Origin of the sequence: Corynebacterium sp. LK10, assembly GCF_008042455.1 — a bacterium.
GTDB classification, from domain to species: Bacteria; Actinomycetota; Actinomycetes; order Mycobacteriales; family Mycobacteriaceae; genus Corynebacterium; species Corynebacterium jeikeium_D.
In genome coordinates this window covers 109,632-131,277 of sequence record NZ_NOVT01000017.1, presented here as the reverse complement: position 1 = coordinate 131,277, position 21,646 = coordinate 109,632, and the positions used below count along the sequence as shown (strand labels likewise).

15 protein-coding genes and 4 tRNA genes are annotated in these 21,646 nt (G+C 59.5%); 2 read left to right on the top strand and 17 right to left on the bottom strand.

The features are described 5' to 3' along the window. Window positions 1–197: 197 nt before the first annotated feature. The gene (locus CHU70_RS06020) at window positions 198–845 is read left to right on the top strand and encodes an SDR family oxidoreductase (protein WP_016422051.1); all 648 of its coding nucleotides are present in this window, start codon (window positions 198–200) and stop codon (window positions 843–845) included. 306 nt (window positions 846–1,151) lie between these two features. Here the strand turns inward: CHU70_RS06020 and CHU70_RS06015 are convergent, their stop codons facing one another. From CHU70_RS06015 to CHU70_RS05945, 15 genes are all read right to left on the bottom strand, one after another. After that, window positions 1,152–5,123, bottom strand: a complete 3,972-nt coding sequence (locus tag CHU70_RS06015; RefSeq protein WP_070438078.1) for a DNA-directed RNA polymerase subunit beta' — start codon at window positions 5,121–5,123, stop codon at window positions 1,152–1,154. A gap of 148 nt (window positions 5,124–5,271) precedes the next feature. Beyond that, complete coding sequence (locus tag CHU70_RS06010) at window positions 5,272–8,760, bottom strand: DNA-directed RNA polymerase subunit beta (protein ID WP_042388391.1); 3,489 nt, start codon at window positions 8,758–8,760, stop codon at window positions 5,272–5,274. A gap of 432 nt (window positions 8,761–9,192) precedes the next feature. After that, window positions 9,193–10,158 (bottom strand): DUF3068 domain-containing protein, encoded by a 966-nt coding sequence (locus CHU70_RS06005; protein ID WP_049170045.1) that lies wholly within the window; start codon window positions 10,156–10,158, stop codon window positions 9,193–9,195. A gap of 223 nt (window positions 10,159–10,381) precedes the next feature. Continuing rightward, the gene (gene rplL, locus CHU70_RS06000; RefSeq protein ID WP_016422047.1) at window positions 10,382–10,765 is read right to left on the bottom strand and encodes a 50S ribosomal protein L7/L12; all 384 of its coding nucleotides are present in this window, start codon (window positions 10,763–10,765) and stop codon (window positions 10,382–10,384) included. A gap of 124 nt (window positions 10,766–10,889) precedes the next feature. Further along, window positions 10,890–11,402, bottom strand: coding sequence for a 50S ribosomal protein L10 (rplJ, locus tag CHU70_RS05995; protein ID WP_016422046.1), 513 nt, complete (start codon window positions 11,400–11,402; stop codon window positions 10,890–10,892). Window positions 11,403–11,789: 387 nt separating this feature from the next. Continuing rightward, window positions 11,790–12,422: a hypothetical protein gene (locus tag CHU70_RS05990; RefSeq protein ID WP_049193217.1), complete on the bottom strand. Its 633-nt coding sequence runs from the start codon at window positions 12,420–12,422 to the stop codon at window positions 11,790–11,792. Window positions 12,423–12,676: 254 nt separating this feature from the next. Further along, a complete protein-coding gene (gene rplA, locus CHU70_RS05985; RefSeq protein WP_016422044.1) occupies window positions 12,677–13,381 on the bottom strand; it encodes a 50S ribosomal protein L1 in 705 nt (234 codons plus the stop codon). A gap of 101 nt (window positions 13,382–13,482) precedes the next feature. Continuing rightward, window positions 13,483–13,920: a 50S ribosomal protein L11 gene (gene rplK / locus CHU70_RS05980; RefSeq protein WP_016422043.1), complete on the bottom strand. Its 438-nt coding sequence runs from the start codon at window positions 13,918–13,920 to the stop codon at window positions 13,483–13,485. A gap of 333 nt (window positions 13,921–14,253) precedes the next feature. Then, window positions 14,254–15,117: a transcription termination/antitermination protein NusG gene (nusG, locus tag CHU70_RS05975; RefSeq protein WP_049190597.1), complete on the bottom strand. Its 864-nt coding sequence runs from the start codon at window positions 15,115–15,117 to the stop codon at window positions 14,254–14,256. Window positions 15,118–15,308: 191 nt separating this feature from the next. Beyond that, on the bottom strand, window positions 15,309–15,617 hold the full coding sequence (gene secE / locus CHU70_RS05970; protein ID WP_016422041.1) for a preprotein translocase subunit SecE: 309 nt from the start codon (window positions 15,615–15,617) through the stop codon (window positions 15,309–15,311). Window positions 15,618–16,160: 543 nt separating this feature from the next. Further along, window positions 16,161–16,233, bottom strand: a tRNA-Trp gene (locus CHU70_RS05965). 103 nt (window positions 16,234–16,336) lie between these two features. Then, window positions 16,337–16,410: transfer RNA gene (locus CHU70_RS05960), tRNA-Met, on the bottom strand. A gap of 39 nt (window positions 16,411–16,449) precedes the next feature. Next, window positions 16,450–16,522 (bottom strand) — tRNA-Thr (locus tag CHU70_RS05955). A gap of 371 nt (window positions 16,523–16,893) precedes the next feature. Beyond that, window positions 16,894–16,975 (bottom strand) — tRNA-Tyr (locus CHU70_RS05950). A 180-nt stretch (window positions 16,976–17,155) separates the two neighbouring features. After that, complete coding sequence (locus CHU70_RS05945) at window positions 17,156–18,211, bottom strand: polyprenyl synthetase family protein (protein ID WP_049172333.1); 1,056 nt, start codon at window positions 18,209–18,211, stop codon at window positions 17,156–17,158. 118 nt (window positions 18,212–18,329) lie between these two features. Between CHU70_RS05945 and CHU70_RS05940 the strand changes: the two genes are divergently transcribed. Next, on the top strand, window positions 18,330–19,682 hold the full coding sequence (locus CHU70_RS05940; protein ID WP_222709367.1) for a geranylgeranyl reductase family protein: 1,353 nt from the start codon (window positions 18,330–18,332) through the stop codon (window positions 19,680–19,682). A 51-nt stretch (window positions 19,683–19,733) separates the two neighbouring features. Here CHU70_RS05940 and CHU70_RS05935 read toward each other — a convergent pair whose 3' ends face one another. Together CHU70_RS05935 and CHU70_RS05930 are read right to left on the bottom strand one after the other, a co-directional pair. Next, window positions 19,734–20,426: a demethylmenaquinone methyltransferase gene (locus CHU70_RS05935; protein WP_048732404.1), complete on the bottom strand. Its 693-nt coding sequence runs from the start codon at window positions 20,424–20,426 to the stop codon at window positions 19,734–19,736. Between the two features lie 10 nt (window positions 20,427–20,436). Beyond that, window positions 20,437–21,645 (bottom strand): glycosyltransferase family 1 protein, encoded by a 1,209-nt coding sequence (locus CHU70_RS05930; RefSeq protein ID WP_049190593.1) that lies wholly within the window; start codon window positions 21,643–21,645, stop codon window positions 20,437–20,439. Between the last annotated feature and the right edge of the window lies 1 nt (window position 21,646).

Here is a 21,646-nt window from a genome sequence, read left to right as displayed (position 1 = left end):
GCACGGCGCGCCTCGCCCCAAAAGACGCAGACGTTACTATGCCGGTTTGAATTGATAACTCGGCCAATTCTGCCGTCCGTTCGGTTTGCCCATAGTACTGTCCTGCATCAGCGCTGGAGAAACTTAATCGCCATGTTCACCACAGGCGAATGCCTTCTTCATTGCCAGCAGTGTACTGGCAGCGTATAGGTGGGGACATGTCTAAAAAGGTTATTGTCATTGGCGGCCACGGCAAGGTGGCCCAAATCTCTACTCCCCTACTTATCGACGATGGCTACGAGGTCACGTCTGTTATACGCAACCCCGACCAGGTTCCGGATATCGAGGCTCTCGGCGCCACACCAGCCGTTTACGACATCGCCAGTCTCTCGACCGAACAGTTTGCGGACCTTCTCAGCGCGCACGACGCTGTGATTTGGTCCGCCGGCGCTGGTGGAGGTTCACCAGAACGGACGTACGCGATCGACCGCGACGCAGCTATTACTTCGATTGCCGCAGCCGAGCAGGCTGGCGTTAAGCGCTACGTGATGGTCTCTTACTTTGGTGCGGGCCACGACCATGGCGTTCCAGAGGATCACAGCTTCTTTGCCTATGCCGAGTCCAAGGCTGCAGCCGACGAAGCGCTGCGCGCTTCAAACCTGGAATGGACCATTCTCGGCCCGAGTGCGCTCACGCTCAACGAGGGCCAGGATTCCATCGACACCACGGCGGACAAGGCAGGCGAGGTCGCTCGCGCGACCGTTGCCAATGTCATCGCGCAGGCCGTGTTCAACGAGGCTACCGTTGGTCGCATGATTAACTTCAACGAGGGCAACACCCCGATTGCAGAGGCTCTCAAGATGTAGAGGAGGGAGGTCGGGACGGAACCCCTAGGCCCTTCCTCCCCTGCCCCTTGCCTCTGTTCCTATCGCCTTTCTTCAGTCTCCAGCCGAGTTTTCCAGTTGGGTTGCCTCGACAAAGAAAAATCCTCCGGCACGACCGTGACGAACTAGCAACCCGCTAGTAAGCCACAACTGTGCCGGAGGATTTTTCCGGTTGCCACCTAACAGTTAGCGCACGAAGCCCCAACTGTCAGGCGAGGTGCTTTGCCAGACAGTGACCGAGGGAATTCTCCCGCTCCCCCCCAGCCGCTGCCGCAAAGCTATTGATTTCTACTCGAAGGTTCCGATGTCATCCAGCGGAACTGCGGAACCGACCTGATCGATGCCGTAGGTGTCCTCGGCACCGTAGAAGCCCTCGCCGAAGGAAGCGAACGGGGCGGCTGCCTGGCGGGCAGCTTCCTCAGTCGGCTCAACCGTGATGTTGCGGTAGCGCGAGATACCCGTACCAGCCGGGATCAGCTTACCGATGATCACGTTCTCCTTCAGGCCGATGAGCTTATCCGAGCGCTTGTTGATAGCGGCGTCGGTAAGCACGCGCGTCGTCTCCTGGAAGGAGGCGGCGGACAGCCAGGACTCGGTGGCCAGCGATGCCTTGGTAATACCCATCAGCACGCGACGGCCTTCGATGACGCTGCCACCGGAGGCGACAATCTCGCGGTTCTTCGCCATGACCGTGGAGCGCTCGACCAGTGCACCTGGCAGCAGTTCGGAGTCACCTGGCTTAGACACAATCACGCGGCGCAGCATCTGGCTGACGATAACCTCGATGTGCTTGTCGTGAATGGCCACACCCTGATCACGGTAGACCGACTGGACTTCCTCGATGAGGTGGCGCTGGACGCCTCGGCGGCCCAGAACCTCGAGGACCTCGTGCGGATCGGCAGCGCCCTTGAGCAGCTGCTGACCCTTGACCACATGGTCACCATCGCGGATGGCGCGACGACGGCCATCGACAGTGATTTCAGCCAGGCCCTGACGCTTGGACAGCTTGTCGTAAACAACCTCGTCTTCGCTGTTGGCATCCGGGATGAGGGTGAGCGTGTAGAAGTGCTCGTCCTCCTCCAGGCGCACGCGACCGTTTTCGCGGACCAGCGGAGCCTTGTTCTTCGGCACGCGGGCCTCAAACAGCTCCTGGACACGCGGCAGACCACCGGTAATGTCGCCACCGACACCACCCTGGTGGAACGTACGCATGGTCAGCTGGGTACCCGGCTCACCAATGGACTGCGCAGCAACAATACCGACAGCCTCTCCGATGTCGACCAGCTTGCCGGTTGCCATCGAGCGACCGTAACACTTGGCACAGACACCGGTTGCGGTGGAACAGGTCAGAACCGAGCGGACCTTGACTTCCTTGACACCGTGGCTGAGAGCCAGGGTGATGTGGTCGTCGTTCAGGTCGGTGTCAGCCGAGATAAGGACATTGCCCTCAGCGTCGGTGACATCGGCTGCCAGCACACGAGCAATCGCGGCAGTCTCGACGTACTTCGCACGACGAATCTCGCCGGTCGGGTTACCGGCTGCGTCCAGAACATCCTCGCCGATCTCGACAATGACACCATCGTGGGTGCCACAGTCCTCTTCGCGAACGATGACGTCCTGCGCAACGTCGACCAGACGACGGGTCAGGTAACCCGAGTCAGCGGTACGAAGCGCGGTATCGGCCAGACCCTTACGGGAACCGTGCGAGTTGTTGAAGTACTCGAGAACCGACAGGCCTTCGCGGAAGGAGGTCTTAATCGGACGGGTGATGTATTCACCACGCGGGTTCGTAACCATGCCCTTCATGCCGGCCAGCGAGTGAATCTGGCCCATGTTACCGGCAGCACCCGACTTCACGATCATCGGAATCGGATTGTCATCCGGGTACAGAGCCTCGACCTTTTCACCGACCTCAGCCGTCGCGGCCTTCCACAGGTTAACCAGCGACTCGTGACGCTCAGCAGCCGAGAGCTTACCGCGGCGGAACTTCTTCTCCACCGTGGCGGCCTTCTCTTCGTAGCCGTTCAGGATCTCCCGCTTGTTCGGGAGAACCAGCACGTCAGACATAGCAATGGTGACACCAGAACGGGTAGCCCAGTAGAAACCAGCATCCTTGAGCTTGTCGACGGTCTGAGCGACCGTGATCATCGGGTACTTGGCAGCCAAGTCGTTGATGATCGCAGCCTGCGGCTTCTTAGCCATAACGCCTTCGACGTATGGGTAGTTCCACGGCAGCAGGTCGTTGAACATAACGCGACCCAGCGTGGTCGAAGCCAGCCAGGTATCGCCCTTGTTCCAACCGTCTGGGAACTGCTCGGCCTCAATCTCGGCCGGCGGACGCAGGTGGCTGATGCGAACCTTAATCGGGCTCTGCAGGCCAATTGCACCGCGGTCGTAAGCCATGATGGCCTCGGCCGGGCTGGTGTAAATACCCTGCTCCGGTGCGTCCTCGGTGGCATCCTGGTGGCCACCCGGCAGCTCCGGCTTCTCCAGCGTCAGGAAGTACAGGCCAGTGACCATATCCAGACGCGGCATAGCCAGCGGCTTACCGGAAGCCGGTGACAGAATGTTGTTCGAGGACAGCATCAGGACACGAGCCTCGGCCTGTGCTTCAGCGGACAGCGGCAGGTGGACTGCCATCTGGTCACCGTCGAAGTCAGCATTGAAAGCTTCACATGCCAGTGGGTGCAGCTGAATTGCCTTACCCTCAACCAGGACCGGCTCGAACGCCTGAATACCCAGGCGGTGCAGCGTAGGTGCACGGTTCAGCAGGACCGGGTGTCCGGTAATGACATCTTCGAGGACGTCCCAGACCTCTGGGCGCTGACGCTCAACCATGCGCTTTGCGCTCTTGATGTTCTGCGCGTAGCTCTTGGCCACGAGCTCCTTCATCACGAACGGCTTGAACAGCTCGAGAGCCATCAGCTTCGGCAGACCACACTGGTGCAGCTTCAGCTGCGGGCCGACGATAATAACCGAACGGCCGGAGTAGTCAACACGCTTACCCAGCAGGTTCTGACGGAAACGACCCTGCTTACCCTTGAGCAGGTCGCTCAGGGACTTCAGCGGGCGGTTACCCGGACCAGTGACCGGGCGGCCACGACGCCCGTTGTCGAACAGTGCGTCAACGGATTCCTGAAGCATGCGCTTCTCGTTGTTGACGATGATCTCCGGAGCGCCGAGGTCGATCATGCGCTTCAGGCGGTTGTTGCGGTTGATGACACGACGGTAGAGGTCGTTCAAGTCCGAGGTCGCAAAGCGGCCACCGTCGAGCTGCACCATCGGGCGCAGCTCCGGCGGAATCACCGGGATGCAGTCAAGCACCATAGCGGCCGGGTCGTTGCCGGACTGCAGGAATGCAGTGACAACCTTCAGGCGCTTGAGGGCGCGCATCTTCTTCTGTCCCTTGCCGTCGCGAATAATCTCGCGCAGCTCCTCGGCCTCCTTGGCCAGGTCGAAGTTGCGGATCAGGGTCTGAATAGCCTCAGCACCCATACCACCGGTGAAGTAGTCCTCGTAGCGGTCGACGAGCTCGGTGTAAATACCCTCGTCGATAATCATCTGCTTCGGCTCGAGCTTGATGAAGGTGTTCCAAATCTCATCGAGACGATCCAGCTCGCGCTGGGCGCGCTCACGGATGTGGCGCATCTCGCGCTCGGCTGCAGACTGAACCTTCTTGCGGGCGTCAGCCTTGGCACCGGCTGCCTCGAGCTCAGCCAGATCCTCTTCCAGGGTCTGGGCGCGCTCGGCCAGCTCCTGGTCGCGGTCGTCCTCAACCAGCTTCTTGTCCACGAGCATGTCTGCTTCGAGGGTTTCCTGGTCGTTGTGGCGAGCCTCTTCATCCACAGAAGTGATGATGTTGGCAGCGAAGTAGATGATCTTTTCCAGATCCTTCGGAGCCAAGTCGAGCAGGTAGCCGAGGCGGGACGGCACACCCTTGAAGTACCAGATGTGAGTGACCGGAGCGGCCAGCTCAATGTGGCCCATGCGCTCACGGCGAACCTTCGACTTGGTCACCTCAACGCCACAGCGTTCACAGATGATGCCCTTGAAGCGAACGCGCTTGTACTTACCACAAGCACACTCCCAGTCACGGGTCGGGCCGAAGATACGCTCACAGAAAAGGCCATCCTTTTCCGGCTTCAGCGTACGGTAGTTAATCGTCTCGGGCTTCTTGACCTCACCGCGAGACCAGCGGCGGATGTCGTCGGCGGTAGCGAGCCCAATCCGGAGCTCGTCAAAGTTGTTGACGTCGAGCACCTGTTTTCCCTTTCCCTCCGCATCGAAGTAATGCGGAAACCAAATTCTCTGCGGAGGTTTTTGTACGTTGTCGTCTGTGTTGGGTTATTCGCGAGTTAGGGCTTCCCGACCCTGATACTCACGCAATGTTTCGTCGTTAAGCGAGAAACTATGCGGAGTCAGCGTCGGAACGCTCATCGCGGGACAGGTTAATGCCGAGGGATGCGGTCGCGTGGTCGAGTTCCTCATCGTCGGAGGAGCCCAACTCAACCGGAACGCCGTCGGCCGAAAGGACCTCAACGTTCAGGCAGAGCGACTGCAGTTCCTTCAGAAGCACCTTGAACGACTCCGGAATACCCGGATCCGGAATGTTGTCGCCCTTCACGATTGCCTCGTAGACCTTGACGCGGCCAACCACGTCATCGGACTTGATGGTGAGCAGCTCCTGCAGGGTGTAGGCAGCGCCGTATGCCTGCATTGCCCACACCTCCATCTCACCGAAGCGCTGACCACCGAACTGGGCCTTACCACCCAGCGGCTGCTGGGTAATCATGGAGTACGGACCGGTGGAACGAGCGTGAATCTTCTCGTCGACCAGGTGGTGCAGCTTCAGCATGTACATGTAGCCCACCGAAACCGGGAACGGGAACTTCTCGCCAGAGCGGCCGTCGAACAGCGTGGCCTTACCGTCAGCGTTGACCAGCACCTCGCCGTCACGGTTCGGGCGGGACGACGCGAGCAGACCAGCGAGCTCCTCGTTCTCAGCACCGTCGAACACTGGGGTTGCGACCAGGGAGTCGGACGGAACGTCGTGCAGGTCTGCCGGAAGACGCTTAGCCCAATCCGGGTCGCCCTCAATGCTCCAGCCGGCCTTCGCCAGCCAGCCGAGGTGAACCTCGAGGACCTGGCCGATGTTCATACGACGCGGAACACCGTGGGTGTTCAGAATGATGTCGACCGGGGTGCCGTCCGGCAGGAACGGCATGTCCTCCTGCGGCAGGATCTTGCCGATAACACCCTTGTTACCGTGGCGACCTGCCATCTTGTCGCCGTCCTGGATCTTGCGCTTCTGCGCAACGTAGACGCGGACCATCTCGTTGACACCCGGTGCCAGGTCGTCATCGTCTTCACGGGAGAAGACGCGGACGCCGATGACCTTGCCGGACTCACCGTGCGGAACACGCATGGAGGTGTCACGGACCTCGCGGGACTTCTCGCCGAAGATAGCGCGCAGCAGGCGCTCCTCCGGAGTCAGCTCAGTCTCGCCCTTCGGCGTGGTCTTAGCGACCAGGATGTCACCGTCGCGAACGTCGGCACCGATGCGGACGATACCGCGGTCATCCAGATCCTTCAGCATCTCCTCGGATGCGTTCGGGATGTCACGGGTGATTTCCTCCGGACCCAGCTTGGTGTCGCGGGCATCAATCTCGTGCTCCTCGATGTGAATCGAGGTCAGGATGTCCTCCTCAACCATGCGCTGGTTCAGGATGATGGCGTCCTCGTAGTTGTGTCCTTCCCACGGCATGAATGCCACGAGCAGGTTCTTACCAAGTGCCATCTCACCGTTGTCGGTACCCGGACCGTCAGCGATGACCTGGCCGGCCTCAACACGCTGGCCTTCGTCAACCAGAGGCTTCTGGTTGTAGCAGGTGCCCTGGTTGGTGCGTTCAAACTTGCGCAGCAGGTAGGTGTGGCGCTGGCCCTCATCATCCATGATGGTGATGAAGTCTGCCGACACGGTCTCGACCACACCGGTGGCCGAAGCGACAATGACATCGCCGGCGTCGTAAGCAGCACGCTGCTCCATACCAGTACCGACGAACGGAGCCTCCGAACGCAGCAGCGGCACAGCCTGGCGCTGCATGTTCGCACCCATCAGGGCACGGTTAGCGTCGTCGTGCTCGAGGAACGGAATCATGGCGGTAGCCACGGAGACCATCTGACGCGGGGAAACATCGAGGTAGTCGACCTCATCGGCGCGGACGGACTCGACGTCACCACCCTTCTTACGAACAGACAGGGTCTCCTGAACGAAGTGGCCGTTCTCGTCGATCGGGGTGTTGGCCTGCGCGACGACGTAGCGGTCTTCCTCATCAGCGGTGAGGTAGTCGACCTCGTCGGTGATGACACCATCGCGGACGCGACGGTACGGAGTCTCAATGAAACCGAACGGGTTCACGCGTGCGTAGCAGGACAGCGAACCAATCAGGCCAATGTTCGGACCCTCTGGGGTCTCAATTGGACACATGCGACCGTAGTGGGACGGGTGAACGTCTCGAACCTCAAGGCCAGCACGGTCACGGGTCAGACCACCCGGGCCCAGTGCAGACAGACGACGCTTGTGGGTCAGACCCGACAGCGAGTTGTTCTGGTCCATGAACTGGGACAGCTGGGAAGTACCGAAGAACTCACGGATAGCCGCGGAAACCGGGCGCACGTTAATCAGGGTGGTCGGCTGGATCGACTCCACGTCCTGAGTGGTCATGCGCTCACGAACCACGCGTTCCATGCGGGACAGACCCACGCGGACCTGGTTCTGAATCAGCTCGCCTACGGTACGCAGACGACGGTTACCGAAGTGGTCGATATCGTCGGTCTCAACCGGGATCTCAACACCTTCCGGCGAGGTCATAACATTCTCGCCGTCGTGCAGGCGCACAAGGTATTCGATGGTGGTAGCAATATCCTGCTCGGTCAGAACCATCTCGCCGGAGGCATCAGCGCCCAGACCCAGCTTGCGGTTGACCTTGTAGCGACCGACCTTAGCCAGGTCGTAGCGCTTCGGCTTGAAGAAGTTGTTCTCCAGCAGAGCCAACGCGGACTCGCGCGTCGGCGGCTCACCCGGGCGCTGCTTGCGGTAAATCTCCAGCAGAGCCTCGTCGGTGTTTGCAACACCGTCCTTCTCCAGGGTGGCCATCATGATCTCAGAGAAGCCGAAGCGCTCCTTGATCTCCTCGGTGGTCCAGCCGAAAGCCTTCAACAGAACCGTGACCGGCTGGCGACGCTTACGGTCAATACGAACGCCGACGGTGTCCCGCTTGTCGACGTCGAACTCCAGCCACGCACCGCGCGACGGAATAATCTTCACCGAGTGCAGCGGGCGCTCGGTGGACTTGTCGATGGTCTCATCGAAGTAGACGCCCGGAGAGCGCACCAGCTGAGAAACAACGACACGCTCAGTTCCGTTGACGATGAACGTACCCTTGTCCGTCATCATCGGGAAGTCACCGATGAAGACAGTCTGGCTCTTGATCTCACCGGTCTCGCGGTTGGTGAACTCCGCGGTGACGTAGAGGGGAGCCGAGTAGTTGATGTCCTTATCCTTGGACTCATCCACGGTGTTCTTAACGGAGTCGAACCATGGGTCCGACAGCGTCAGGGACATCTTCTGGGAGTAGTCCTCAATCGGAGAGAGCTCTTCTAGAATATCTTCGAGACCGCTGGTAACCCGAGCGTCTTCTCCGAGCTCCTCCTGGCGACGAGCACGCCACTCAGGCGTGCCAATGAGCCATGCGAAAGACTCACGCTGCAGGTCGAGCAGACCAGGAACCGCAATCGGCTCCTGAATCTTTGCAAACGAGTACCTCTTCGAAGCTCCGGGAATACCGGTTACTGCCTTGGTCTGGCGGGAGACTGCCAAGATGCGTCCTTCCAGCACCTCACGCGGTGGAGCACACCGGCAACCGGTGGTGCGCTCCGCCCGCTTGGTTTATACGCGATTCAAGTTGCAGGAATCATTTCTGTTGCGCACCGGGATACTTTGCGTCTAACCTTTGGTCACACACGAAAGTGATTCCCCCGCCACTTGGCCTCCAAGACCAGCCTTTAAAGGCGAGCCCCGAGCCCTAACGGCGGCGCCGCAGCAACTCCTTTAACAGCTAGATGCACGAAAAACGGTGCTACATAATAGCCCCGCGCTCCGAGCGCAAACTATAAAAGAGCTGGCGACAGATACACTAATTCCAGCGCAACGATTTAGCCTATATCAAAAACTGGCAGTTGTCTAGTACAACTTGACAAATCGGGCGTGTCGCATTCACCCGTTACCGATATAACGATGAGGCCTGGGCGCTATGGCCGTCGTAAAGCGTTACTCTGCTTTACGACGGGTCGAAGGACGCACGATGCCCACGATTGCGATGAATACCAGAATTGAACCGGACGCAATGAGGCCGATTGACCACGGCTCTAGAGCTGGGCGCTGGAAATTCTGTATTGCGCCAAAGAGAAGCTGATTGGAAAGGCCTTCGTCCATCTTGCCGTTGAAGCGCAGGTAGTCCATGATCGGCTCGCCGTCGCGGGTCTCCCACCAAAGGTGGATGTCCTCGGCCATATCGATGACCGAGCCAGACTTGGGCTCAACCCACAAATCACGGGTGCCCTGGTACTGGAGGAAGCCGGACTTGTCATCCTGGGTTAGCTGAGAGACATAAGAACGGTACTTCTGGGCGAGATTCGTCTTCTCAATGTCCTGACGGAAATGCAGGACACGGTTACCACCGCGCTCCTCTTCCCCGACAAACTTTGCTGGTAAGGAATCGTGGAGGAGATCATCAAAAATCAGGTATTCCTTTTCCTCCGTGTCGGCCGGGAGCTTCACCCAGTTCCCCTCGAAAGCCACTGACCGTGGAACGCCCGCCATGCGGTCGACAAGCGTCGCAGGAGCCAGCGCCTCGCCGGTGAGTCGGTCGATGGTAACTGTCCAGATATTGGCCTCGATAAGCTCCGTCAGCGGGTCGGTGCCGATAACCTCAGGGGGAAGCTCACGCATTTCAGTCACGCCGACGCGGAGCGAAACCTTGTCCGCATCCGCGGGTTCGATGAGCACGCCGTGAAGCTGTCGCTGCAGCGGCGAGTGCACTTCTTCCCGCTTGCCCTCTTCGTTAATCCTGGTGGATACGCCGTCTTCCGCCCGCAGGGTATACGACACCGGCGGCAGGTCAAGCGGCATTTTGGGATCAACATTGAGCACTTTGGGCAGCAAAATGCCAGCAGCAAGCAGTGCGGTGCCTAGACCCAACAGAAGGATAGACAGAATTCTCGGCCGTGAGAGCATGTTAGATACTTTACAGGCCAATAAGGGTAATCAAGACAATGAGTGGGCTGGTTTTTGCCTCAACTCCCTGTGACGGGTGAGATTAGTGAGGTTTTGCCCGGGTCAGGCGGGTTAGCAAAGGCCCCAGAAACAAAAGAACCGCCAACCCCGGGCACGAAGCCCAGAATTGGCGGTCATAATTGGTAGCTTTAGGCCACTACCGGGGCCGAGGCAAGTAATTGAATTACTTGAGGGCAACCTTTGCGCCAGCCTCTTCCAGCTTAGCCTTAGCAGCCTCAGCGTCGTCCTTGGAAGCACCCTCCAGGATAGCCTTCGGAGCGGACTCAACCATCTCCTTAGCCTCCTTCAGGCCCAGGCCGGAGACGATCTCGCGGACAGCCTTAATAACGCCGATCTTCTTAGCGCCAGCGTCCTCGAGGACGACGTCGAACTCGTCCTTCTCCTCAGCAGCAGCCTCGCCGCCAGCAGCGCCTGCAGCAGCAACTGCAACCGGAGCAGCAGCGGTGACGTCGAACTCTTCCTCGAAAGCCTTCTTGAACTCGGTGAGCTCAACGAGGGTCATTTCCTTGAAAGCCTCGAGCAGTTCCTCAGTGGTGTACTTAGCCATGGATATTCTCCTATGAGTGTGGTGCGGCCGCTCCCCTCAGAGATCCCTGGGGTCGAAGCCGTCAAAGTGATATTGAAAAGTTTTTCGCGTGATTTAGTTCGCGTAGATCGCGAGCCGCTCGGGATTACTTCTTTTCCTCGAGTGCCGCAGCAAGGCGGGCAACCGAGGAGGTCGGAGCGTCGAGCAGGCCAGCGACGTTCGCCAGAACGCCGTTGAAGGCACCAGCCAGCTTTGCCAGCGTGGTCTCACGGTTATCCATATCCGCAAGAGCCTCGAACTGTGCTGCATCCATTGCAGCACCGTCCATGTAGCCGCCCTTGATCACGAGGTTCTTGTTGTCACCGGCGAACTTCTTAATCGCCTTAGCCGCATCCACAGCCTCGCCCTTGATGAAGGCGACTGCAGTCGGGCCGTTCAGGTGCTCATCAAGACCCTCAATCCCTGCCTCGTCGGCAGCGATCTTGATCATGGTGTTCTTGGCGACGGAGTACTTAACATCAGCACCGAGGGCGCGACGCAGTTCCGTGATTTCCGCAACGGACAGGCCGCGGTACTCAGTCAGCACGATAGCGTTGGACTCTTCAACGTCCTGCTTCAGCGCTGCAACAGCTGCAATCTTCTCAGCATTTGCTGCCATGTGTACTCTCGCCTCCTTCCTGGTCTTTGCAATTTTCCGCTCGGCCAAGTGAAGGATTCTTTTGCGCAAATACAACAAACGCCCCAATCCTCGCACAAGGATGGGGCGCACAATTCTTGTGGCATGTTCCACTTCAACTCCGCCGACCGCAAGGACAACAGGTGAAGTCAAACTGCGCAAGCGCTTCCAAGTCCTCCTGCGTGGGCCGCTCACTGTATTCCTACAATGAAACCTTCAATCCGCTTCTTTCAAAGCGAATGACCGACGGTCTTCGGTGAAACTTGAGTACCAACCTCCATCTTCCCAACTCGATGTTGGTACCGATTGGAAGCCGGTCAAACTTCGTGAAGAAACTTTATACCAGACCCTGGCAATTAACCAAATCGCCTATCCAAACCGCGCCGCACCTGGCTCTCCGAAGCGGCCGAACTCCAGGTCCTTCTCACGTTGCTGGACAATCATCTCGAGCTCGGCAAAGTACGCATTCAGGTCATCGTCGGCAAGCCAGAGCACTTGGTCGGCGTAGTCGAGTACCACGCGCACCATGTCGTCGGGATGCGCGTCTAACCTAGCGGCGTCGAGAATATCCACGGTCAGTGTCAGCGCCACACGCACGACCGGCGGAATCTGCAATGCCAGGCGCTGTTGCGCCACGACATTGCGCAGCTCCACGGCTTCCATCCGCGCAATGATGCGCAACAACCGCACTACGACGACCTGCGCCGCCCGAGCTTGCAGAGCTTCCTCCTCACTCATCCCCGGAAGCACCACAGAATCCTGGATATTGCGGCGAAGGACCTCAGCTACGCGCTCGTCCTCCCCTAGCCCCGTCAGTACCTCGCCCAGCAGCGTCTGCCCCGCGATGCGCAGGCAGGGCATGTCATAGGCATCGTCGCCCAACGAATCAAGGTACGAGATGAGCTGCGGTTCAATAATTCCGGAACCGTCGTCGAGCTGCGCCAGGCGATTAATCTCGCCGAGCGCCTCCAGCCCTTCTTCGGGTTCCAAAATTAACGTCATAGTCGCGATTTTAAGCAACAAACTTTGGCTGTGAGTCCATTTCGCCTGGATTAGTTGTTTGGATTAGCAATTCGCTTTACGACGTCTACCGCGCCCAAGCCCCCACCGCGCTATCGATACCCCTTATGCCAATGCAAAACCGCCACCTCACACACTGTGGGAAAGTGCGCGCGGCGGCGGTTTTAAAGAGCTTTGCTCAGAGTCGCTCTCGAGTGACTCATGAAGAGCACACTCACCTATCGGCTGATGCTGATTTAGGCGGTGTAGTCCTTGATCACGCTGGTGTCAACCGGGATGCCCGGGCCGTTGGTGGCGGAGACGGTGATCTTCTTCAGGTACTTACCCTTAGCAGCGGACGGCTTGAGGCGCATCAGCTCGTCGATAAGCGCACCGTAGTTCTCGGCCAGCTTCTCAGCGTCGAAGGAAGCCTTACCGATAACAGCCTGCAGGTTTGCAGCCTTGTCAACGCGGAAGGAAATCTTACCGCCCTTGATCTCGGTGACAGCCTTAGCGACATCCGGGGTAACGGTGCCGGTCTTCGGGTTCGGCATCAGACCACGCGGGCCGAGGATGCGAGCCACGCGACCAACCTTGGCCATCTGGTCCGGGGTAGCGATAGCAGCGTCGAAGTCGGTCCAACCGCCCTGAATCTTCTCGATCAGCTCCTCGGAGCCAACGAAGTCAGCGCCAGCCTCTTCAGCCTTGGTGGCGTTCTCGCCAGCAGCGAAGACGACAACGCGGACGGTCTTACCGGTGCCGTTCGGCAGGGAGACAGTGCCGCGAACCAGCTGGTCAGCCTTGCGCGGGTCAACGCCCAGGCGGATGGCGACGTCGATGGTGGCGTCGTAGTTCTTGGAGGAGGTCTCCTTGGCCAGGTTAGCGGCCTCGAGCGGAGAGTAGATGCGGCCGGCGTCGATCTTCTCGGCGGCGGCGCGGTATGCCTTAGAGTTCTTGCTCATGAAAAGTCCAATCTCAATTAAGTGAAATGGTTGGATTGTGGTGTGTAGCGGGCCGAAGCTGGCCCTACCACTTGATGAAGGAGCAGCTAAACGCTGACGGTTTACTTTGCGCCCTCGACGGTGATGCCCATGGAGCGAGCGGTACCGGCGATGATGCGTGCACCCATCTCGATGTCGTTAGCGTTCAGGTCCGGCTTCTTCAGCTCGGCGATTTCCTTGCACTGCTCCCAGGTCACGGAACCGACCTTGTTGGTGTGCGGAACGCCAGAGCCCTTCTGAATGCCAGCGGCCTTCAGCAGCAGCTTAGCTGCCGGCGGGGTCTTCAGAACGAAGGTGAAGGAGCGGTCTTCGTAGACGGAGATTTCAACCGGGACAACGTTGCCACGCTGGTTCTCAGTTGCTGCGTTGTAAGCCTTGCAGAACTCCATGATGTTGACACCATGGGCACCCAGTGCCGGACCAACCGGCGGAGCCGGGTTAGCCTGACCAGCCTGAATCTGCAGCTTAATAATCGCAGAAAGCTTCTTCTTCGGAGCCATCGGATTAACCTACTTCCTAGTTACCGGGGCACGCCGCCCCGATGAAAAGGCGACTCACCCCGTCCGGATGCCGACGCTTTACGACGACCCTTGCGCCCACGACCATCATGGCCGCTGGCGCTGGTCATCGAGTTGGTGCCAGCCACCGGGGATACGAATTACTTGGCGCATCTGTGCTCAAGGCACAAAAATGCACGCCTGGCTACGTTACCGCAGCGTATGGCGTGCATCAAAATCCGTTACCGGATTGGTTGTTCGAGAGAGCTAGCTGGTGCCTTTGCTCGGCGCTTGGCTTGCTGCCCGGCTTAGTGCGAGGCCCGCTTAGTGCGAGGCCTAGTTCAGCTTCTCGACCTCATCGATGCCCAGCTCGACCGGGGTCTCTCGACCGAAGATGGAAACCAGGGCCTTCATGCGGCCGGTGTCCGGGTCGATCTCGGAGATGGTCGCAGCCACAGATGCGAACGGGCCGGACAGGATGGTGACGGACTCGCCGACCTCGTAGTCGATGGCTACGGCCTTCTTCTCCGCCTGCGGCGCCGCTGCGACAGCCAGCTCACCGTCGGCATTTGCAGCTTCCTCAGCGGCGTCCGCGGTGATGGTCTCCTTCGGCATGAGGAACTTAGCGACCTCGCGAATCTTGACCTTGGACGGCTGACCCTCGCTACCGACGAAGGAAGTAACACCCGGGGTGTCGCGGACGACGGACCAGGACGGGTCATCCAGGCTCATGCGGACCAGAACGTAGCCCGGCAGCAGCTTGCGCTTAACGATCTTCTTCTTGCCGTCGTCCTTGCGCTCTTCGACTTCCTCAACCGGAACGATGACCTCGTGGATCTGCTCATCGACACCCATGGTCTGGGCGCGCATTTCCAGGTTGGTCTTCACCTTGTTCTCGTAGCCGGAGTAGCACTGGATGATGTACCAGTCGCCCGGACGACGCTTGAGCTCACGCTGGAACTCGCGCAGGCGCTTACGGTACTCGGCGTCTGCGTCAGCAGCTGCTTGCGCCTCAGCGTCAGCGGCGGTCTCCTCTGCCGGCGCTGCTTCTGCTGCAGCAGTGTCAGCTGCGGCTGCGTCGGCTGCGGCTGCACCCTCGGCCGGAGCTTCTACCTGAGCCGGTGCGCCCTGCGCATCCTGCTCAGTTGCGGCAGCATCCGCGGACTGGGCGTCGGAGAAAATATTCTGACCATCATTCATGTCGTGCTAACCCCTCTTGTATCTACATCAACGGTTCGCGACATTGGCATCTTCGCTCAAAGAGCCTTAAGAGCCAATATGCCATCCGCAATCACTTCGCACAGCAAGACACCAGCTGCGCTAACGAATAATCCCGCCGTCCGGAACTCGGAGGCGGGATGAAAAGCATCACTGCGAAACAGTATAACCGATTACTTGCCCAACACCGATCGGACACCCAGACCGGCCAGCGTGTCCACACCCCACACGAGAGCGATCATGGCAATCAGGAACAGGATCACGATGATGCTGTAGGTGACCATCTGGCGGCCGGTCGGCCAAATCACCTTGCGCAGCTCGTCAACAACCTGCTTGATGAAAACCAAAGGGTTACGAGTCGAAAGCTCGTTGGTCTCCTTCTCACGCGCAGGCTTCTTCGCCACGGTGGTCTGCGCGCCCGTCGCCTGGCGCTTACCGGACGGGCGAGCCGCCGCCTGGAAAGTCTGGTTTTCCTCAGACACGATGCTCCTTCGCTACTTCGTGCATATGAGACCTAAAGATACTGCACAGTGAAACTCAAACGTGAATTCTCCAAGGGCAAACTCCAGGGATGTTCTCCGGAGCCGAGCCCCCACTGTGCAGAGCAAGTCTGGTTCAGTGCGTAAATTCTAGCCGATTCTCCACACTATCGAAGAAATGCCCTTCGTGGGAACCGCGGGCTTCGAGATTCGATTCCGCTGCTGGCCTTGCAGCGATACTCACTGACGGCCACGTCACTGCTGCTTCGCCCTAGCTCGGGCTGCAAGCTTGGGCTGCTCGCTCGTGCGGCAAGCTTGGGCTGCTGGCTCGGGCTGCAAAAACGACGACCCACCAGACTACGGGCTGCAAATGTGAAACTGTGCGAGTTTGTGGCACTTTCAAGCCATTTTTACTTTCAAGCCATTTTTCGAGCCATTTTTGCCATAACCGCAGTCAGTAACTCGCATTGACCCACCGCCGCCGAATATAAACGAAAAACCCGCCACCCAGACGCTTTTTCATACGCCCTGGATGACGGGTACTTGCAGGGGCGACAGGACTCGAACCTGCAACCTGCGGTTTTGGAGACCGCTGCTCTACCAATTGAGCCACGCCCCTTCACCACCAGCAAAAGAACTTTCCAGCCCTTAGCTGACAATGTCCCACCTTACTGCATTGAAGCATTATCAAGGCGGGGTTCGACGAACATCACTGTCCGTAGTAGCGATGGGGGGGATCGAACCCCCGACCTCACGATTATGAGTCGTGCGCTCTCACCATCTGAGCTACATCGCCCCTATTCTCTACCGGACATAAGTCCGTATAAAAGAACAGAGCCCCCTGACAGAATCGAACTGTCGACCTTTTCCTTACCATGGAAACGCTCTGCCGACTGAGCTAAGGGGGCATCAGCATCCATTGAACTCAGCACGTAACTCCGGGCCAATTGTTGACCGCTTCGTTTCGCTCTGTGCTCTCCGTGAAGCCTTGCAAAGATTAACCCGAAATCACCGCTGAGCACAAATCAGCAGGTAGGCAGCGGTATTTCTTGTCACGTTTGCTGACATTTTTGCGCGCACTTATGGATAATCTATTCACTTATCGATGAGCCCCAGCGGAACCATAAGTGAATAGCTCATCGATGGGTGGCCGCCCCTAACCCGAAACCCCTAACCCAACCCCCTAGCCCGAACCCCTAACCCAAACCCTGCCCCGTATCCCCACCAACGGCCCCTACAAAAAAATCACCGCGAGAAAGTTCTCGCGGTGATTTCACTGTGCCAGATGATGGATTCGAACCAACGAAGGCAATGCCGACGGATTTACAATCCGCTCCCTTTGGCCGCTCGGGCAATCTGGCGTGCACTCTTAAACGGTGCGAATGGAATGCTACCCACTACTCTGTCATTTACACAAATCGGCAGGTCGAGAGGATATTTCCCTACCTGGATTCACCCCTCAGCAGAGCTCAGCCCAGAGGAGAGCTCACCTCGGAGCAGTGCTCGCCCCTAGACCCATCTCGCCGATGGAGCTCAATCCGCTACCCCACGCGCTCCACGGTGTAGCGAGCAACGTGACGCAGGGCCTCCTTGGCCGCACAGTCAGGAAGGTCAGCGATGACGCGGTCGGACTCATCCAGCAGTTCATTGACCTTCTCCATCGCGCGAGCCACACCGTTGGTCTGAGCCAAAAGCTCGAGGGCCTCGTCGACAAGCGCGTCGTCGGAGACTGGGCCGACGAGAATCTCACGGAGGCGGTCAGCGGCTGGGGTATCCTCCTGCAGCGCGTAGAGCACCGGCAGCGTGAAGACGCCCTCGCGCAAGTCAGTACCCGGAGTCTTGCCGGACTGATCGGTATTGGAGGAGATGTCGATGATGTCGTCGACAATCTGGAAAACGATACCGATTAGTTCGCCATAGCGGCGCAGCGCGTTGGAAATCTCGGCGGACGCACCGGCGTGATAGGCGCCGAGATAACCGGCCGATGCGATGAGCACACCGGTCTTTTCGGCAATGACCTTCAGGTAGCGCTCGATGCGCTCTTCTATCGGCAGGTCCAAGTCGTTGAGGCACTCTCGCATCTGACCTGTGACAAGAACACCGAAGGTCTCAGCGAAGTGAGCCACGCTCTCGGAGCCGAGCTCTGCCAGCAGGCGGGACGCAGCAGCGAAGAGGTAGTCACCGGCCAGAATGGCGACGGTGTTGTCCCAGCGCGAGTTTGCGGAGGGCACGCCGCGGCGCTTATCCGCTTCATCCATGACGTCGTCGTGGTAGAGCGTCGCCAGGTGCGTCAGCTCCAGCACCGTCGCGGCGGTGATGACCTTATCGCTCTCCGGGTTCTCCCCGAACTGCGCGGCCAGCATGGTAAACATCGGGCGGAAGCGCTTACCACCAGCGTGAGCTAGGTGGGAAACCCGTTCGACTAGGAAGTCCTCGCCGCGCCCCAGCTCGGTAATCAGGAGGTCCTCGCTCTTGCGCATTCCCTCGGTGATTGTTGCTTCCAGCGCCTCATCAACGAAGTGAGAACTAGTGGCGGTGTGCTCACCAGTGCCCTGAGCACTTCCGGAACTAAGCCCGGAGTAGTCTCCAGTACGCATTCGAGACCTGCCTAACTGACGATAAAAGATAAGAAACTGCTAAATAAACTACCTTACGAGCATAGTGGCTAGCAGACCAGTTCCCATATTTGTTTCAACGTCGTTATACGCTGGGGCAATGACCTCAAGCCCGATTTCGCGAGTTTCCCCCACGTTCGACGGCACCGTCGCTCTACCCAGCAGCACTGACGTGCTCATTGTTGGCGCAGGCCCCACCGGCTCCGCAGCCGCAATTCACGCCGCCCGCGCCGGTTTTTCGGTCACTGTGGTCGACTCCCAGCGCTTCCCACGCGACAAAACTTGTGGCGACGGGCTCACTCCTCGCGCCATCGCTGAGCTACGTCGCCTAGGGCTTGACGACGAGCTCCTGCGCCACAACCGCAACCGCGGACTCAAGCTGCACGGCTTCGGCGGCTCCATCACCGCACCTTGGCCAGATGATGCCTCCGGCACTTTCCCCGCTGTCGGATCCGCGATGCCGCGAGTTGAGCTCGACACTTTCTTGCTCAATGCCGCCGCTGATGCCGGTGCGCAGGTCTTTGATGGAGTCGCAGCGCGGAAGGTGGTTCTCGGAGCGCTGAACACTGGCGGCACGCGAGGGCACGGCGTGCGCGCGGTGGAGCTTTCCGACCGCGAGGGCAAGCCACACACCATCTCGGCCCGCTGGTTGCTCGTGGCCGATGGGGTCCGCAGTACCGTCGGCAAGCAGCTGGGGCGTGCGTGGCATCGAGACAGCGTCTTTGGCGTGGCCGCACGGTCGTATGTCAGCTTCGACAGCGCAGACGTAGCGGATGACTGGATTCACTCGCACCTGGAACTGCGCGACTCCGAAGGGCATACGCACCCGGGCTATGGCTGGATTTTCCCGCTGGGCGAGGGCCGGGCGAATGTGGGGTGTGGGGCGCTGGCGACGTCGGCACGCCCGGCGCGCACGAATGTGAAGAAGTTGCTGCGTGAGTACCACGGACAGGTTCGCGATCAGTGGCAGATGAGCGAGCCGGAGCACGTGACGTCGGCGCTGCTGCCGATGGGCGGTGCCGTGTCGAATGTGGCGGGGCCGAACTGGGCGTTGCTCGGCGATGCGGCGTGCTTAGTCAACCCGCTCAACGGTGAGGGCATTGACTACGGCATGGAGTCGGCGCGACTGGCAGTGGAGCTGATTAGTTCGATTGGTGCGAGCCGCGATGGGCTGACGCACTCCTGGCCCGCCCTACTTCGCGAGCACTACGGCACCGGTTTCTCGCTAGCTCGCAAGTTGGCGCTGACGCTGACGTACCCGAGCTTCCTTCCTACGGTCGGCCCGCTGACCATCGGTGCCCCGTGGGGCAGTCAGCTCATGGGTGTTGCCGCACGCCTGATGGGAAACCTGGTCACGGAACACGACCGCGACGTAGTGGCGCGACTGTGGCGCGCTTCGGGGCGGGCGGCGCTGGCCTCCGATAAGTGGTTCGGACGCCAGCCCTGGCAGTAGGAATCGCTTTACGACGGGCCCTGCGACCCAGCCCGATTGCGAGCTAGCGAGCTACTGTGCGGGCTTGGTTGCCGAGTGCAGCGCTGCGATACCGAAGGTGAGATTCTGCCAACCGGCATCCTCCCAGCCAGAGGCATTGATGTCGCGGGCGAGCTGCGGCTGGTTTGGCCAGGCGCGAATCGACTCCGCCAAGTACACGTAGGCCTCCGGGTTCGAGGAGACGACCTTGGCGATCTGCGGAAGTGCCCGCATCAGGTATTCCTTGTAGAAGGTGCTGAACACCGGCACCACTGGGGTGGAGAACTCACAGACTGTCAGCTGGCCGCCCGGCTTGGTCACGCGAGCTAGCTCAGCGAGGCCCGCCTTGTAGTCCACGATGTTGCGCAGACCGAAGCTGATGGTCACCGCGTCGAAAGTGTTGTCCGGGAATGGCAGCTTCATGCCGTCACCGCAGACCTTGGGAACATCGCGGTGTGCACCGGCCTTGAGCATGCCTCGGGAGAAGTCACAGGCAACGACGTATGCGCCAGACTTTGCCAACTCCACCGAGGAAACAGCCGTACCGGCGGCCAGGTCGAGGACCTTCTGGCCGGGCTGCAGGTTCAGGCGCTTTGCCGTGCGCACGCGCCAGTAGTGGTCAATACCACCGGTGAGCACGGTATTGGTGATGTCGTAATTCTTCCCCACGCCGTCGAACATCGAGGCGACTTCGCTGGGATTTTTCGTTAAATCAGCCCTAGACACGATGTCCAGATTACGCGACCGACTTCTGACGCGTAGCAGCACCTGCACGGGAGGCATCAATCGCATCTGCTGCGACCTTGCTTGACGTCTCGGCCGCGGAAACCCCAGAAACCTCCTCGTAGTGGCGAACCAGGTCTGCACACAGTGCTTCCCAGGTGCGTTCGGTCACGGTGTCGCGGCAGCGGTTGCGCAGCTGCTTGCGTGCCAGCTCATCGTCGACGAGCAGTAGCTTGTCGACCGCCTCAGACAGATCGCGGGTGAAAGTCTTGGGTTCCAGCAGGTAGCCGTTGACGTCGTTGGTAATCAGGTCGCGCGGGCCGCCTGCGTTCGGAGCGATGGCCGGCACACCGGAGGCGTGGGCTTCCTGTACCGCCTGGCAGAAGGTTTCAAAGTCACCAGTGTGGACGAACACGTCCAGACTGGCGAATGCCGCTGCCAACTTATCGCCGGTGAGCTGTCCGGTAAAGACGGCATTCGGCATCTGCTTCTGCAGCTTCTGCAGCTCCGGGCCATTGCCGACAATGACCACCTGGATATCATCGCGGCCGTTCAGCGCTGCCAGCCGCTCCACAGACTTCTCCGCCGCGAGCCTGCCGACATAACCAACAATCGGCTTGCCCTCCGGGCTCCACTGCTTCCTGAGCTCTTCACTACGCTTTGTCGGAGTAAAGCGAACCGCATCAACACCGCGGCCCCAGCGGTAGACATCACGAATCTTGTGATCCTGCAGGTCCTCAATAGTCGGCGAGGACGGCGCCAGCGTTCGGGCGCAGGAGTTGTGAATCACGCGCGTCCACAACCACGCGGCCGTGGAGAGCCCCGCCAACTTGTAGTTCTTGGCAAAACCCGCAACGTCCGTCTGATAGATGGCCACAGCCGGGATGCCCAGTGCCTTGGCAGTCAGCGCGCCCGCACCACCGAGCACAAATGGCGAAGCCAAGTGGACAACATCCGGCTTAAACTGCGTCAGCGCCGACGCTACCCGACGGTTCGGCACACCAATCGGTAGCGAATCAATCAACGGCACCATCACAGTGGGCACACGCTCAATGCGGTAGTCGCAGTAGAACTCTGCCTCTTCCTGCCAGTCCCGAGCACCCGGCGCAATCACCAGCGCCTCGTGTCCTTCACGGCGTAAGTGTTCCAACACCCGCAGCACGGAGTTTGTCACTCCATTGATGTTGGGCAAGAAGCTTTCAGCAATGATGGCAACGCGCATG